The organism is Streptomyces sp. NPDC007205 (assembly GCF_040634095.1).
Taxonomy (GTDB): Bacteria; Actinomycetota; Actinomycetes; order Streptomycetales; family Streptomycetaceae; genus Streptomyces.
Window position 1 is genome coordinate 36,838 of sequence record NZ_JBEYEW010000033.1, and the last position, 14,297, is coordinate 51,134.

Consider the following 14,297-nt stretch of genomic DNA (forward strand, 5'->3'; position numbering starts at 1 on the left):
ACGTGCCGCATGCGCCGGGTGTTCAGGGGCCCCGCCTCACAGCCCCGCCGAGTCCAGCGCGGACTGGAGGGACTGCCGGTAGCCGGTGCTGGTGTACGTGGCGCCCGACACCATGTCGATGTCCGCGCTCTGCGCGGCCAGCGCCTCGCGCCGCAGCTGGGGGAGCGCGTAGCTGTTGATCTCCTGGTCGCGCGGGTTGTCCTGCGGGTACTGCACGGCCGTCACGTCCGTGAGCCTGCCGCTCTTGATCGTCGCCCGTACCCGGACCGGTCCCCAGCGGGTCCGGACGGTGTCACCGGTGACGGTCCTGGTGCCGGAACGGGAACCGGAGCCGGTCGACGGACTCGAACCGCCGGACACGGCAGGTGGCCGGGTGCTCGCCGTCGCCAACGTGGGAGCCGTGTGCGGCTTCAGCGACAGCAGCAGCACCATCCCGGAGACCGTGGCGGCACTCGCCAGGACGATGCGGCGCAGGGGGCGGTTCTTCTTCAGGGCGTGCACTTGACCTGCCTCACAGTTCGAACGACTCGTGGTGGATCCGGCCGTCCGGGACCCCGGCCGCCCGCAGCGCCTCGTACACGTCCCGCGCGAAGCCGTGCGGCCCGCAGATGTAGACGTCGTGGCCGGCGAGGCCCGGGAAGGTCGCGCGCAGCGACTCCGCCGTGATGCCCGGGCGCTCTCCCCGCGGGCCGTTCAGCGCGTACAGCACCCGTCCGCCGCGCCAGCGGGCGATCGCCTCCAGTTCGCCGCCCAGCGCCAGGTCCTCGACACTGCGCGCGCGGTACAGCAGGGTGACCTCGCCGGGCAGCGTCTCGAAGAGCGCACGCAGCGGGGTGACGCCGACGCCGGCCGCGATCAGCAGGGAGCGGTGGCCGGCGGCCCGGTCTGCGGTCAGCGAGCCGTAGGGGCCCTCCGCCCACACCCGGGTGCCGGGCCGCAGCAGCGCGACGGCCGCACTGTGGTCGCCGAGCGCCTTGACCGTGATGCGCAGGAGCTCCGGGCGCGGCGGTGCCGACAGCGAGTACGGCGTCGACGTCCAGGCCATGCCCTTTCCGAGGAACCGCCAGCGGAAGAACTGCCCCGGCCGCGCGCCGAGTTCGTCCAGGTGCCGCCCGCGTACGACGACCGAGTACACACCCGGTGCCTCCTTGTGAACCGAGTCGACACACAACTGGTGGCGCCGGTTGAGCCGGACCGGGGCGAGGATCCGGAACCACAGCACCAGGGCCCCGACCCCCAGGTACAGCGCGTACCAGAGCGCGGTCGCGACCGGCTTGCCGTTGAACTCGTCCCCCAGCGTCAGCTGGTGGAAGAACGCCAGGAAGACGGCCGCGTACGTCAGCAGGTGGACGTAGTACCAGAACTCGTGACTGGTCCGGCGGCGCACCGCCCGGGCCGAGGTGATGCCGACCGCGAAGAGGACCACCGTCCCGGCGGTGGCCTTGAGCATGTCCGGGTAGTCCAGGACGACGGTCATCGTCTCGTGCCAGAGCGAGGCCCCGTCCTGGGCCGCGTATCCGGCGAGGATCAGCACGATGTGGGCGACGAGCAGGCAGACCGTGTACCGGCCGGCCATCGCGTGCCACCGGGCCACCCGGTCCGAGCCGATCCGCCTCTCCAGCAGCGGCACCCGGGCCATCAGGCCGACGAGCACCGCGCAGGCGTACCCGCACAGCAGCCCGGCGATCCGCCCGGCGCCGGTCAGCCAGCCGGCCGTACCGACCACGGACCCGGTGTCCGCCCACCAGAGCGCGACCACGGCCGCCGCCCCGGCCCACAGCACGGCCAGCACGGGCCCGGCGGGGGAGCGGCGTGCGGTCACGGGCACGGGCGGGGCCGCATGCCGCGCATCCACGGTGGTCATCAGTGGCTGTCCCTTCGTCGGTCGTACCGGGCTCGTCGGCCGTACCGGCCACTGTGCGGGGCGAAGCTCTGAGCCACCTCTGAGCGAGCCTGTGACCAGGGACTTCGAGAGGAGACTCAGAGGCTGTCCTCAGCCCGCGTTCAGCTGACGGGGGGCGCACTCAGAGAAAACTCACAGAGCGGGCGGTACGTCCCACCCGGCACCTGGGCGATGCTGGTAAGCGCGATGAACACCACCCGTTCCGGCCGCCCGGCCCTCACCCGACCCGACGGCACCCCGCTGCGCGTCCTCGTCGTCGACGACGACCCCGACCTCGCGGAGGTGCTCACCGGCGCCCTGCGCTACGAGGGCTGGGAGGTCCGCGCGGCCGGCGACGGCGCCTCGGCCCTGACCACCGCCCGCGAGCTGCTGCCCGACGCCGTCGTCCTGGACGTGATGCTCCCGGACACCGACGGCTTCGCCGTGCTGCGCCGCCTGCACGAGGTGAAGCCGGACGTCTGTGTCCTCTTCCTCACGGCACGGGACGCGGTCGAGGACCGCATCGCGGGCATCACCGCGGGCGGCGACGACTACGTCACCAAGCCCTTCAGCCTGGAGGAGGTCGTCGCCCGGCTGCGCGGCCTGCTGCGCCGGGCGGGCATGGCCCGGCAGCAGGAAGAGGGGCCGCGGCTGATCGTGGGCGACCTCGTGATGGACGAGGAGGCCCGCGAGGTCACCCGGGCCGGCGGACTGGTCGAACTCTCACCCACGGAGTTCGAACTCCTCCGCTTCCTCATGCGCAACCCGCGCCGAGTGCTGAGCAAGGCGCAGATACTCGACCGGGTGTGGTCGTACGACTTCGGGGGCCGCGCCCATGTCGTGGAGCTGTACATCTCCTACCTGCGCAAGAAGGTCGACGCGGGCCGCGAGCCCATGATCCACACGGTGCGCGGAGCGGGCTACGTCCTGAAGCCGGTGACCATATGAGGTCCGTACGGCACCCGCGGCTGCCCCGCCTCCGCACCCTGCGCGCACGGCTGACCTTCGGCCTGGTGGTGCTGCTGGCGGTGAGCTGTGCGGCCGTGGGCCTGGCGGCGGTCGTCGAGCTGAACGGCTTCCTCACCCAGCGCCTGGACGAACAGCTCACCCAGGTCGGCACCCGGTTCCCGGAGAGCCTGGAGCGGGGCGGCAGACCGCCGGACGACCATGACGGGGACGAACACGGCGACACCCGCAGGATGGCGACCGGCACGTTCGGCGCGCGCCTGCTGAACGGCACGGTCACCAACAAGGGCCTCATCCGGGTCGGCGACCCGTCCGCCGACCTGAGCGTCGACCTGACGGCACAGGACAGCGCACGCCTGGCCCGGTTGCCGGCCGACGGCCGGCCCCGCACCGTCGAGCTCTCCGCCCTGGACGACTACCGGGTCGTCGCCTCCGCCGGCCGGGACGGGGACGTGCTGATCGTCGGCCTGCCGCTGGAGCCGGTCCAGGCAACGGTCCACCGCCTGGAACTGGTCGCCGGGGTCGTCTTCGGCCTCGCGCTCGTGGTGACCGGCGTGGCCGGCGCCTTCTGGGTGCGCTGGTCGCTGCGCCCGCTCAGCCGGGTCGCCGCCACCGCCACCCGGGTCAGTGAGCTCCCGCTGGCCAGCGGTGAGGTGGCGCTGCCGGCGCGCGCTCCGGACACCGACCCGGACAGCGAGGTCGGCCGGGTCGCCGGGGCCTTCAACCGCATGCTCGGCCATGTCGAGGACGCGCTGACCAAGCGGCACGCGAGCGAGGAGCGGCTGCGCCGCTTCGCCGCCGACGCCAGCCACGAGCTGCGCACCCCGGTCGCCTCGGTCCGCGGCCACGCCGAACTGGCCCTCCTGCATCCGGGCCCGGTACCACCGGAGGTGACCCGCGCCCTGCGGCGCATCACGGCCGAGTCCGCCCGTATGGGCGAGATGGTCGACGACCTGCTCCTGCTGGCCCGCCTCGACGCGGGCCGCCCGCTGGAGCGCAGCCCGGTCGATCTGACCCACCTCGTCCTGGACGCGGTCACGGACGCCCGCGCCACCGGCCCCGGCCACCGCTGGACCCTGGACCTCCCGGAGGAACCGGTGACGGTGGAGGGAGACGCCCACCGACTCCACCAGGTGCTGGCCAACCTGTTGGCCAACGCGCGTGTGCACACGCCCGTCGGCACCAAGGTCACGGTCACCCTGGAGACCACCACCGACTCGGCCCTCCTGTCCGTCCACGACGACGGCCCCGGCGTCCCCGAGGGCATCCAGCCCGACGTCTTCGAACGCTTCACCCGAGCGGAACACCGCCGCCGAGCGGACGCCCCCGGCGCCGGAGCGGGCCTGGGCCTGTCGATCGTGACGGCGGTGACGGAGGCGCACGGGGGCAGTGTGGACCTGGAGAGCACACCGGGCGCCACGACGTTCCGGGTGCGTTTGCCGGCCTTCAGTACCGGGTGAGAGCCGTCACCCCGTCCATGGTCCCGATGGCCATGTGCGGCCCCTTCCCGGGCTCGGCCCACCGCAGGATCCGCTGCATCGCGTCTTCCGGCACCGACACGCAACCGGCCGTCGCCCCAAGCCCGTTGACATGCAGGAAGATACCGGCGCCACGCCCCCGCACCGGCTGGTCGTAGTTGAACCCGACGGCCAGCGCGTACGCGTACTGCGTCGTGTAGGAGATCAGGTGCTCCGACTCGGAGGCCCGGCAGTCGCCCGGCAGCGGATCCACCCACCGGTTGTACGACGCCGAGTCATTGTCCTGGCACCACCACGAGCTCTCCTTCACCGCCCGGTACTCGACGCTCGTCCCGCTCGGCGGCGCCTTGATCCCGAAGCCGAACGGAAGGCCGTAGAGCCCGGTCGGCGTGGTGTTCGTGCCCTGCACGCGTGAGCCGCCGTCGACGAGCCCGTTCTCCCCGAACCGCGCCGGTGCCGTACCGGCCCGCACCCACTGCCCGTCCTTCAGGTCCCACCAGGTGAGCGTGCCCGAGGTGGAGCCGGCGCTGTCCGCCTGCGCGATGATCAGCTGGCTGCCGCCGCCGGTGTCCGCCATCCGCGTGGGCAGCGGCTCGGACCCGGTGCCCGGGGCGGAGCCGAGCAGGGCGAGCGAGGACGCGGACACGAGGGCCAGCACGACACCGGGACGCATGGCTCAGACGGTAGACGGCGGAAGCGGCAACGGCAGCCCGGGTAGTCCGTCCAGGCTCGTCGCGACATGCTCCTTCTTCTCGAAGTACGCGCCCAGCGAAACGTCGTCCTCCCGTGCGAAACGCTTCTCGTGCAGGTCACGGTCGTTCTCGTACGCCATGTAGGGAACGGCGTATCCGCAGGTGTCCCGGACCAGGTCCGCGTGTACGACGATGATCGCGCGCAGTCCGTGCGGGGTCGGGTCGAGGTCCGGGAAGTGGCCGAGCAGCTCCTTGAAGCGAGGGTCGTCCCGGAAGACGGGCTCGCCCCGGCCGTGCACGCGCACGATGTTCGGCGGTCCCTGGAAGGCGCACCACATCAGGGTGATCCGGCCGTTCTCCCTGAGGTGCGCGATGGTCTCCGCGTTGGACCCGGCGAAGTCCAGGTAGGCCACGGTCAGTTCGTCGATGACGGCGAAGGAGCCCTTGAGGCCCTTGGGCGAGAGGTTGACCGTGCCGTCGCCGGAGAGCGGGGCGGTCGCGGTGAAGAAGAGGGGTTGCTCCTCGATGAACGTCCGGAGCCTGCCGTCGATGCGCTCATAGGTCTTTCCCATGGCTAACGATTATTGACGCAACTCCTTCGTCTGTCTAAGGAATTCACCTCCGGCCTTCGCGCCGGTACAGGAACTCGGATTGACGAATCATGCAGAGCTCTGCATACTCATGCATGACAGCATGTGCAGTGTGAGGAGAAACCCGTGACCGAGCGCGTCGTACTCGCCTATTCGGGCGGTCTGGACACCTCCGTCGCCATCGGCTGGATCGCCGAGGAGACGGGCGCCGAGGTCATCGCCGTCGCGGTGGACGTCGGCCAGGGCGGCGAGGACCTCGACGTCATCCGCAAGCGCGCCCTCGCCTGCGGTGCCGTCGAGGCCGAGGTCGCCGACGCCAAGGACGAGTTCGCCGACGAGTACTGCCTACCGGCGATCAAGGCCAACGCCCTCTACATGGACCGCTACCCGCTGGTCTCGGCGCTGTCCCGGCCCACGATCGTCAAGCACCTGGTCGCCGCCGCGAAGAAGCACGGCGCCACGACCGTGGCCCACGGCTGCACCGGCAAGGGCAACGACCAGGTCCGCTTCGAGGCCGGCATCGTCGCCCTCGCCCCCGGCCTGAAGTGCATCGCCCCGGTCCGCGACTACGCGATGACCCGGGACAAGGCGATCGCCTTCTGCGAGGCCAGGCAGCTCCCGATCGCCACCACCAAGAAGTCCCCGTACTCCATCGACCAGAACGTCTTCGGACGCGCCGTCGAGACGGGCTTCCTGGAGGACATCTGGAACGCCCCGATCGAGGACATCTACGAGTACACCGCCGACCCGGCGGCCCCGCGCGAGCCCGACGAGGTGATCATCACCTTCAAGGAGGGCGTCCCGGTCGCCGTCGACGGCAGGTCCGTCACCGTCCTGCAGGCCATCCAGCAGCTCAACGAGCGCGCCGGTGCCCAGGGCGTCGGCCGGATCGACATGGTCGAGGACCGCCTCGTCGGCATCAAGTCCCGCGAGGTGTACGAGGCTCCGGGCGCGATCGCCCTGATCACCGCCCACCAGGAGCTGGAGAACGTCACCGTCGAGCGTGAACTCGCCCGCTACAAGCGGCAGGTCGAGCAGCGCTGGGGCGAACTCGTCTACGACGGCCAGTGGTTCTCGCCGCTCAAGCGCGCCTTGGACGGTTTCGTCAACGAGGCCAACCAGCACGTGACCGGCGATGTCCGCATGACCCTGCACGGCGGCCGCGCGGTCGTCACCGGCCGCCGCTCCGAGTCGTCCCTGTACGACTTCAACCTCGCCACCTACGACACCGGCGACACCTTCGACCAGGCCGCCGCCAAGGGCTTCATCGACATCTACAGCCTGTCGTCGAAGATCGCCGCCCGGCGAGACCTCGCGTGAGTCCGCACATCCACCACTCTCATCAGGAGCAGCGCAAGTGAGCAGTAACAGCGGTGACGTACGGCTCTGGGGCGCCCGTTTCGCCGACGGTCCCGCCGAGGCCCTGGCGAAGCTGTCCGCGTCCGTCCACTTCGACTGGCGGCTCGCGCCGTACGACATCGCCGGCTCGCGTGCCCACGCGCGCGTCCTGCACAAGGCGGGGCTGCTCACCGATGACGAGCTGACCGGCATGATCGCGGGTCTCGACCGGCTCGAGGCGGACGTCGCGTCCGGTGCCTTCGTGGGCACCATCGCCGACGAGGACGTGCACACCGCCCTGGAGCGCGGCCTCCTGGAGCGCCTCGGCCCCGACCTCGGCGGCAAACTGCGCGCCGGCCGGTCGAGGAACGACCAGGTGGCGACCCTCTTCCGGATGTACCTCAGGGATCACGCCCGTACGATCGGCGCCCTGATCGCCGACCTCCAGGACGCCCTGATCGGACTCGCCGAGGCCCACCCGGACGTCGCGATGCCCGGCCGCACCCACCTCCAGCACGCCCAGCCGGTCCTCTTCGCCCACCATGTCCTCGCCCACGTCCAGTCGCTGTCCCGGGACGCGGAGCGGCTGCGCCAGTGGGACGACCGTACGGCGGTCTCCCCGTACGGCTCCGGCGCCCTCGCCGGCTCCTCCCTGGGCCTGGACCCTGAGGCGGTCGCGCGGGACCTCGGCTTCGAGCACGGCAGTGTCGGCAACTCCATCGACGGCACGGCCTCCCGTGACTTCGTCGCCGAGTTCGTCTTCATCACCGCGATGATCGGCGTGAACCTCTCCCGGATCGCCGAGGAGATCATCATCTGGAACACGAAGGAGTTCTCCTTCGTGACCCTGCACGACGCGTTCTCCACGGGCTCGTCGATCATGCCGCAGAAGAAGAACCCGGACATCGCAGAGCTGGCACGCGGCAAGTCCGGCCGCCTGATCGGCAACCTGACCGGGCTGATGGCGACCCTGAAGGCCCTGCCCCTCGCCTACAACCGCGACCTCCAGGAGGACAAGGAGCCGGTCTTCGACTCCGTCGACCAGCTGGAGATCCTGCTCCCGGCGTTCACCGGCATGATCGCCACCCTCACCGTCCACCGCGAGCGCATGGAGGAGCTGGCCCCGGCCGGCTTCTCGCTCGCGACCGACATCGCCGAGTGGCTGGTCAAGCAGGGCGTGCCGTTCCGTGTGGCGCACGAGGTCGCCGGCGAGTGCGTGAAGGTCGCCGAGGCCGAGGGCAAGGAACTGGACGATCTCACGGACGAACAGTTCGCGAAGATCTCCGCCCACCTCACCCCGGAGGTCCGGACCGTCCTCAACGTCCAGGGCGCCCTGGCATCCCGCAACGGCCGGGGCGGCACGGCCCCCAGCGCGGTCGCCGTACAGCTGGCCGAGGTCAAGGCGGACGTGGCGGCCCAGCACGAGTGGGCGACGGCCAAGCAGGTCTGAGAAGCCCGCGATCGACCGAAGGGCCCGGACATCCCGTCCGGGCCCTTCGTGCTGCCGTGACTGCTCGACATGTGCTGTCCGAACCGCTCGATAACGGATGGGATTCAGCCAGTGGCCGAAACCTTGACGGCCGCGTACTCGGAGGTAACCATTCCGCTTACCGGTCGGCATTGCCGAACACTGGTCGATCACAGCCAAGCATGAAAGGGACGTCATGCGCGCCAGACGTACACGACGGACAGCCCGCCTCCTCGCCGTCACCGCGGTGGCCGCCCTCTGCGCCCTCGGCCTCACGGCCCCCGCGAGCGCCGCCGACACCCCGCCCCCCGGCGCCGACGACTGGTCCTGCAAGACCGACTCGGCCCACCCGAATCCCGTGGTCCTGGTCAACGGCACCTTCAAGACCTCGTACGAGAACTGGCTGACCCTCTCGCCCGCGCTCGCCCACGCCGGTTACTGCGTCTTCTCCTTCGAGTACGGCGACCTGGAGACCGCCCCGATCCCGGACTCGGCAGCCGAGCTGCGCGACTTCGTGAACGCCGTGCTCGGCGCGACCGGCGCCAAGAAGGTCGACATCGTCGGCCACAGCCAGGGCGGCATGATGCCCCGCTACTACGTCAAGTTCCTCGGCGGCGCGACCAAGGTCGACGACGTCGTCGGCATCGTGCCCTCCAACCACGGCACCAGCAACCCGCTCGCCCTCGCGGCCGGCGCCACCGTGTGCCCCTCGTGTGTCGACCAGACGGCCGGCTCGGACTTCCTCCAGAAGCTCAACGCCGATCCGGAGGCGCCCGTCGGCCCCGACTACACGGTCATCACCACCCGGCACGACGAGGTCGTGCTGCCGTACACCAGCGCCTTCCTCAACGGCCCGGACGCGTACGTGACCAACGTGCTGCTCCAGGACCGCTGCCCGCTCGACACCACCGAGCACGACCAGGCGCCCAAGTCCCCGCTGGTCGAGCAGTGGGTGCTCAATGCTCTGGGGCGGAAGGGACCGGCCGACCCCGCCTTCGTCCCGCGCTGCGTCAGCACGGGCTGAACCCCACGGGGCTGAGTAGATTGGTGCGGGATACCCGCCCTCAGCCGATCGCGCAGGGAGCCCCTATGCCGTTCAGCCGCCTGGCCGCCACGACCACGCCCACCGCGCACCTCGGACTCGGTCTCGCCGCCGTCGGCCGTCCGGGCTACCTCAACCTCGGCCGGGAGGATGACCTCCCGGCCGAGCGCACCGTGGACGTCCTGCGCGAACGCACCCACGAACTCCTCGACGCCGCATACGCCCAGGGCGTCCGCTACTTCGACGTCGCGCGTTCCTACGGCCGCTCGGAAGAGTTTCTCGCCGACTGGCTGAACGCCCGCCCCCATGTGACCGACGTGGTCATCGGCAGCAAGTGGGGCTACACCTACACGGCAGGCTGGTCGGCGGACGCCGAGACGCACGAGGTCAAGGACCACAGCCTTGCCACGTACGAGCGGCAGCGCGCCGAGACCGACGCGCTGCTCGGCGACCGGCTCGACCTCTACCAGATCCACTCGGTGACCCCGGACAGCCCGGCCCTCACCGACAAGGACCTGCACGCCCGGCTCGCCGAGGCCGCCGCCCAGGGGCTGACCATCGGCTTCTCCACCAGCGGCCCCGCCCAGGCCGACGCCGTCCGCGCCGCGCTCGCCGTGACCGTCGGCGGCGAGCCCCTCTTCCGTACCGTCCAGTCGACGTACAACGTACTGGAGACCTCGGCGGCCCCCGCACTCGCCGAGGCGCACGACGCCGGGCTCACGGTGATCGTGAAGGAGGGCATGGCCAACGGCCGGCTGGCCGCGCCGCACGCGCCGGAGGCGCTGCGGGCCGTCGCCGAGGAGACCTCCCTCGGCTGTGACGCCGTGGCCCTCGCCTGGATCCTGTGCCGGCCCTGGGTGGGTGTGGTCCTGTCCGGCGCCGCGACCGTCACCCAGCTCGCCTCCAACCTCCACGCTCCCGCCGTCGACCTCGGCACGGACCAGCTGACGCGTCTCGCCGCGCTCGCCGAGGACCCGCACGCCTACTGGGAGCGGCGCGGACAGCTGCCCTGGCACTGACGGTCACCCGCTCTGACCAGCAGCAATGAGTCACTCATGCCCAGCGTGAGACATGAATGTCTCACATGGGCTACCCTTGTCTCATGGCCCTCGATCGTGACCAGGTGCTGCGCAGCGCCGCCGCCCTGCTGACCCGTAAATCCACCGCGACCATGGACGAGGTCGCCAAGGCCGCCGGTATCAGCCGGGCCACGCTGCACCGCCACTTCGCCGGGCGCGACGCGCTCGTCCGGGCGCTGGAGGCGCTCGGCATCGAGGAGTGCGAGGCGGCGGTGGACCGGGCCCGGCTCGACGAGGGGCCGGCGGCGGAGGCCGTACGCAGGCTGGTGCGGGAGATCCAGCCTGCCGCGGGACTGCTCGCCTTCCTGTACGGCGAGAGCCAGCTCTGGGAGGGCGACCGGCAGAACGACGGCTGGCAGCGGCTGGACGCCCGGATCGGGGCGGTTTTCCAGCGAGGGCAGCGGAGCGGAGAATTCCGGATCGACCTCTCTCCCGTCTGGCTCACCGAGGCGCTGTACGGACTGACCGCCTCGTGCGCCTGGGCCACCCTGGACGGCCGTGTGGCCTCCCGGGACTTTCCGACCATGGTCGCCGAGCTGCTGCTCGGCGGCGCTCTACGAAGAGAGGAATCATGACCAGCACCCTGCAGCCGGCCACGACCACGGAGGCGGTGCAGCGTCCGGGCCGCTGGCTCGCGCTCTCCGTCCTCGTCCTGGCCGTGCTGCTGGTGGCCGTCGACGCCACCGTCCTCGGTCTGGCAACCCCGTACATCAGCGAAGACCTCAACCCCTCCGGCACCCAGCTCCTCTGGATCGGTGACGTCTACTCCTTCGTCATCGCCGGTCTGCTCGTCTCCATGGGCAGCCTCGGCGACCGCATCGGCCGCAAGCGGATCCTGCTCGTCGGTGCCACGGCGTTCGGCGCGCTGTCCGTCCTGAACGCCTACGCGACGACTCCCGAACTGATGATCCTGGCGCGGGCCCTGCTCGGTGTCGCGGGCGCCACGCTGATGCCCGCGACCCTCGCCCTGATCCGCAACATCTTCCACGACCCGCGCGAGCGCAGCCTCGCCGTCGGCATCTGGGGCGCGACCGCCTCCGCCGGCACGGCCGTCGGCCCGATCACCGGCGGCTTCCTCCTCGGACACTTCTGGTGGGGCTCGGTCTTCCTCATCAACCTGCCCGTGATGGCCGTCCTGGTCCTGGTCGGCATCCGCACCCTGCCCGAGTCCCGCAACCCCGACCCCGGGCCCTGGGACCTGAGCAGCGTCGTCCTGTCGCTGATCGGCATGATCGGCATCGTGTACGCCGTGAAGGAGGCCGCGACCCACGGCTTCACCTGGCCCACACTCGCCGCCGGCCTGCTGGGCGCCGCCGCGCTCCACGGCTTCGTGCACCGCCAGCTCACCATGCCCGCCCCGCTGCTGGACATGCGTCTGTTCCGGCGCCGCGGCTTCAGCGGAGCGGTCCTCGCCGACCTGCTGACCGTGCTCGGCCTGTCCGGCCTGGTGTTCTTCCTCTCCCAGTACCTGCAACTCGTCCAGGGCAGGCGCCCGTTCGAGGCGGGTCTGGCCGAACTGCCCGCCGCCGTCGGCGCGGTGGCGGCCGGCCTGGTCGCGGGCCGCGTGGCCCGCCGTTTCTCGGTACGGGCGGTGGTCTCGGGCGGTCTGGCGGCCGTCGGCCTGGCCCTGGCCGCGCTGACGGCGCTCGGCCAGTCCACCGGATACCCGGTCCTCGGCGCCGCCCTCCTGGTCGTCGGGATCGGCGCGGGCTTCTCCTTCACGGTCACCGCGGACGTCATCCTCTCCAGCGTCCCCAAGGACCAGGCAGGCGCCGCCTCGGCGGTCTCCGAGACGGCGTACGAGCTGGGCGCGGCTCTCGGCATCGCCCTGCTGGGTTCCATCGTGACGGGCGTCTACCGCGACTTCACCGGACCCACGGGCACCCCCGCCGCGGCCCACGAGTCGCTGGGCGCGGCGGTGGAGGCATCGGCCCGCATGCCGGCGCACACGGCGGAAGCCATGCTGGCGGCAGCACGAGAATCCTTCGTCCACGGCCTGACCTTGGCCTCAGGCGTGGGGGCAGTGGTCCTGCTGCTGACGTCGATCGCTGCGTGGTTCATGCTGAAGAACCAGAAACTGGAAAGCGCAGGATGAGAGCGGCCCCCCAGCGCCCCTGATGTCAGCGGAGATAGCCCAGCACCGTCATCATCCCGCTCTCCGAGTGGTACTGGTTGTGACAGTGCAGCATCCACAGCCCGGGATTGTCGGCGTCGAACTCGATGACCAGCTTGCGATGCGGCAGCACGATCGAGGTGTCCTTACGGGCCCCCACCGCATCCAGTCCCGTGAGCGCGAACGTGTGGCCGTGCAGATGCACGGGGTGGAACATGTCGGTGGCGTTGATGAGGGTGAGCCGGACCCGCTCGCCGGCCCGGACGGGATGCCGCTGCCGCACGTCGTAGGGTTTGTGGTCGAACCCCCAGTCGTACTTCTCCATGCTGCCGGTGAGCCGGATACGCATCTCGCGGTCGGGGTCGCGGTCGGCGAGGGCGACGGAGCCGGCGGGCTTGAGCCGGCGGGCGGGGACGACCTTGCCGTCGAGTTCGTCCGGCTGGACGTCCGGCGCCGGAAGGTTCTTTCCCTTGTCGGTGCGCAGGACGGCGAGCGCCTTTCCCTGTTTGCCCTCGGCGAGGGCGACGAGGGGGAAGACGCCGTCCTTGGCGGTGATCAGGACGTCGTACCGCTCCGCCATGCCGATGAGCAGGGCGTCGGTCTCCTTGTGCTCCACGGGATAGCCGTCGGTGTGGGTGACGGTCATCCTGTGGTCGCCGAGCGCGACCCGGAAGGCGGTCTCCGAGCCCGCGTTGATGAGCCGCAGCCGGACCCGGTCGCCGGGGCGGCAGCGGAAGACCGAGGGATGCGTGCCCATGCGCCCGTTGGCCAGGTAGAGGGGATAGGCGACGCTGCCGCCCTCGCCGTTCAGCATGCGGCTGTGGGAGTCGTGCAGCACCCGGGAGGGGCCCGCCGCGCGCGTCCGGGACGAGGATCCGCGGGGACCCGGGGTGCCGTGTCCGGGACCCATGGCCATACCCGTCATCGCGGCATCGCTCCCGCCGGGCTTGAGCTGGGCGAGCACCTGTTCGGGGGTGGAGCCGTCCACCCCGTCCACCCAGTCGTCCAGCACGACGACCCATTCCTTGTCGTAGGCGAGGTGCTCTTTGGGATCGTCGACGATGAACGGCGCGTACAGGGCACGGTCGGGCTGCAGGCCGACGTGCGAGTGGAACAGATACGTGCCCGGGTGGGCGGCGACGAAGCGGTAGGTGAAGTCCGCCCGGGAGGCAATGGCGTTCTGGGTCAGGTCCGGAGTGCCGTCCATGTCGCAGCGCAGACGCACCCCGTGGGAGTGCAGCGTGGTCGTGACGGGAAGGCGGTTGGCGAGGGTGAGGTCCAGGACGTCACCGGCGGTGACACGCACCAGCGGACCCGGGAGCGCGTCGTTGTACGACCAGCTCCGGACGGACTTCCCGCCGAGGTCCAGCGTCGACTCGGCAGCGGTGAACCTGAACGTGCGTACGGGTCCGGCCCCGCGCTTCCGCTCGGCGGCAAGAACCTCCGGATCCGAGGGATTGACGTACCCCCTGGGCCCCGGGGGCACGAACCTGCCCGCGCCGTCCCCGTGTTCGGGGCGGGAGGGGGGTGCGGAGCCGGAACCGGAGCAGGCTGCCAGGAGTCCCGCCCCGGCGGTGGCGATCGGAGCACGGAGCAGGGTACGCCGCGAAGGTTTCTGCATGTCTGAATAAGACATGTTGTGCGCTCAT

13 protein-coding genes are annotated in these 14,297 nt (G+C 71.0%); 8 read left to right on the forward strand and 5 right to left on the reverse strand.

Features of this window, described 5'->3' with window-relative positions; genetic code table 11:
* Positions 1 to 36 precede the first annotated feature (36 nt).
* Both ABZ624_RS34280 and ABZ624_RS34285 read right to left on the reverse strand, forming a co-directional pair.
* Positions 37 to 501: an FMN-binding protein gene (locus ABZ624_RS34280; RefSeq protein WP_360098037.1), complete on the reverse strand. Its 465-nt coding sequence runs from the start codon at positions 499 to 501 to the stop codon at positions 37 to 39.
* 10 nt (positions 502 to 511) lie between these two features.
* Complete coding sequence (locus ABZ624_RS34285; RefSeq protein WP_360098040.1) at positions 512 to 1,864, reverse strand: ferredoxin reductase family protein; 1,353 nt, start codon at positions 1,862 to 1,864, stop codon at positions 512 to 514.
* A 225-nt stretch (positions 1,865 to 2,089) separates the two neighbouring features.
* Between ABZ624_RS34285 and ABZ624_RS34290 the strand changes: the two genes are divergently transcribed.
* Together ABZ624_RS34290 and ABZ624_RS34295 are read left to right on the forward strand one after the other, a co-directional pair.
* Positions 2,090 to 2,830 (forward strand): response regulator transcription factor, encoded by a 741-nt coding sequence (locus tag ABZ624_RS34290; RefSeq protein WP_360098043.1) that lies wholly within the window; start codon positions 2,090 to 2,092, stop codon positions 2,828 to 2,830.
* Positions 2,827 to 4,308 carry a HAMP domain-containing sensor histidine kinase gene (locus tag ABZ624_RS34295; RefSeq protein WP_360098046.1) on the forward strand — a complete coding sequence of 494 codons (1,482 nt, stop codon included), beginning with the start codon at positions 2,827 to 2,829 and terminating at the stop codon, positions 4,306 to 4,308. Before ABZ624_RS34290 ends, ABZ624_RS34295 begins: the two co-directional genes overlap by 4 nt.
* On the opposite strand, the gene ABZ624_RS34300 is transcribed toward ABZ624_RS34295, so the two are convergent.
* Together ABZ624_RS34300 and ABZ624_RS34305 are read right to left on the reverse strand one after the other, a co-directional pair.
* Positions 4,295 to 4,999, reverse strand: a complete 705-nt coding sequence (locus ABZ624_RS34300) for a L,D-transpeptidase family protein (RefSeq protein WP_360098049.1) — start codon at positions 4,997 to 4,999, stop codon at positions 4,295 to 4,297. The genes ABZ624_RS34295 and ABZ624_RS34300 overlap by 14 nt on opposite strands.
* A gap of 3 nt (positions 5,000 to 5,002) precedes the next feature.
* Positions 5,003 to 5,590, reverse strand: coding sequence for a pyridoxamine 5'-phosphate oxidase family protein (locus ABZ624_RS34305; protein ID WP_360098052.1), 588 nt, complete (start codon positions 5,588 to 5,590; stop codon positions 5,003 to 5,005).
* Positions 5,591 to 5,734: 144 nt separating this feature from the next.
* Here ABZ624_RS34305 and ABZ624_RS34310 point away from each other — a divergent pair, with 144 nt between their 5' ends.
* The 6 genes from ABZ624_RS34310 to ABZ624_RS34335 all read left to right on the forward strand — a co-directional run bounded on the left by ABZ624_RS34310 (position 5,735) and on the right by ABZ624_RS34335 (position 12,630).
* The gene (locus ABZ624_RS34310; protein ID WP_360098055.1) at positions 5,735 to 6,928 is read left to right on the forward strand and encodes an argininosuccinate synthase; all 1,194 of its coding nucleotides are present in this window, start codon (positions 5,735 to 5,737) and stop codon (positions 6,926 to 6,928) included.
* 37 nt (positions 6,929 to 6,965) lie between these two features.
* Entirely contained in the window at positions 6,966 to 8,396 is a 1,431-nt protein-coding gene (gene argH, locus ABZ624_RS34315; RefSeq protein WP_360098058.1) for an argininosuccinate lyase, read from the forward strand.
* 214 nt (positions 8,397 to 8,610) lie between these two features.
* A complete protein-coding gene (locus tag ABZ624_RS34320; protein ID WP_360098061.1) occupies positions 8,611 to 9,438 on the forward strand; it encodes an alpha/beta fold hydrolase in 828 nt (275 codons plus the stop codon).
* Between the two features lie 65 nt (positions 9,439 to 9,503).
* Positions 9,504 to 10,475: an aldo/keto reductase gene (locus tag ABZ624_RS34325; protein ID WP_360098064.1), complete on the forward strand. Its 972-nt coding sequence runs from the start codon at positions 9,504 to 9,506 to the stop codon at positions 10,473 to 10,475.
* Positions 10,476 to 10,558: 83 nt separating this feature from the next.
* Positions 10,559 to 11,110: a helix-turn-helix domain-containing protein gene (locus tag ABZ624_RS34330; protein WP_360098067.1), complete on the forward strand. Its 552-nt coding sequence runs from the start codon at positions 10,559 to 10,561 to the stop codon at positions 11,108 to 11,110.
* Positions 11,107 to 12,630, forward strand: a complete 1,524-nt coding sequence (locus tag ABZ624_RS34335; protein WP_360098069.1) for an MFS transporter — start codon at positions 11,107 to 11,109, stop codon at positions 12,628 to 12,630. The genes ABZ624_RS34330 and ABZ624_RS34335 overlap by 4 nt, the downstream gene beginning before the upstream one ends.
* A 25-nt stretch (positions 12,631 to 12,655) precedes the next feature.
* Here the strand turns inward: ABZ624_RS34335 and ABZ624_RS34340 are convergent, their stop codons facing one another.
* Positions 12,656 to 14,269 carry a multicopper oxidase family protein gene (locus ABZ624_RS34340; RefSeq protein WP_360098072.1) on the reverse strand — a complete coding sequence of 538 codons (1,614 nt, stop codon included), beginning with the start codon at positions 14,267 to 14,269 and terminating at the stop codon, positions 12,656 to 12,658.
* Positions 14,270 to 14,297: the final 28 nt, after the last annotated feature.

What these genes read in the sequence shown, in the direction of transcription:
- ABZ624_RS34285 (WP_360098040.1), bottom strand. Translation starts at nt 1,864, where the DNA reads ATGACCACCGTGGATGCGCGGCATGCGGCCCCGCCCGTGCCCGTGACC.
- ABZ624_RS34290 (WP_360098043.1), top strand. Translation starts at nt 2,090, where the DNA reads ATGAACACCACCCGTTCCGGCCGCCCGGCCCTCACCCGACCCGACGGC.
- ABZ624_RS34335 (WP_360098069.1), top strand. Translation starts at nt 11,107, where the DNA reads ATGACCAGCACCCTGCAGCCGGCCACGACCACGGAGGCGGTGCAGCGT.
- ABZ624_RS34330 (WP_360098067.1), top strand. Translation starts at nt 10,559, where the DNA reads ATGGCCCTCGATCGTGACCAGGTGCTGCGCAGCGCCGCCGCCCTGCTG.
- ABZ624_RS34305 (WP_360098052.1), bottom strand. Translation starts at nt 5,590, where the DNA reads ATGGGAAAGACCTATGAGCGCATCGACGGCAGGCTCCGGACGTTCATC.
- ABZ624_RS34295 (WP_360098046.1), top strand. Translation starts at nt 2,827, where the DNA reads ATGAGGTCCGTACGGCACCCGCGGCTGCCCCGCCTCCGCACCCTGCGC.
- ABZ624_RS34340 (WP_360098072.1), bottom strand. Translation starts at nt 14,269, where the DNA reads ATGCAGAAACCTTCGCGGCGTACCCTGCTCCGTGCTCCGATCGCCACC.
- ABZ624_RS34325 (WP_360098064.1), top strand. Translation starts at nt 9,504, where the DNA reads ATGCCGTTCAGCCGCCTGGCCGCCACGACCACGCCCACCGCGCACCTC.
- ABZ624_RS34320 (WP_360098061.1), top strand. Translation starts at nt 8,611, where the DNA reads ATGCGCGCCAGACGTACACGACGGACAGCCCGCCTCCTCGCCGTCACC.
- ABZ624_RS34300 (WP_360098049.1), bottom strand. Translation starts at nt 4,999, where the DNA reads ATGCGTCCCGGTGTCGTGCTGGCCCTCGTGTCCGCGTCCTCGCTCGCC.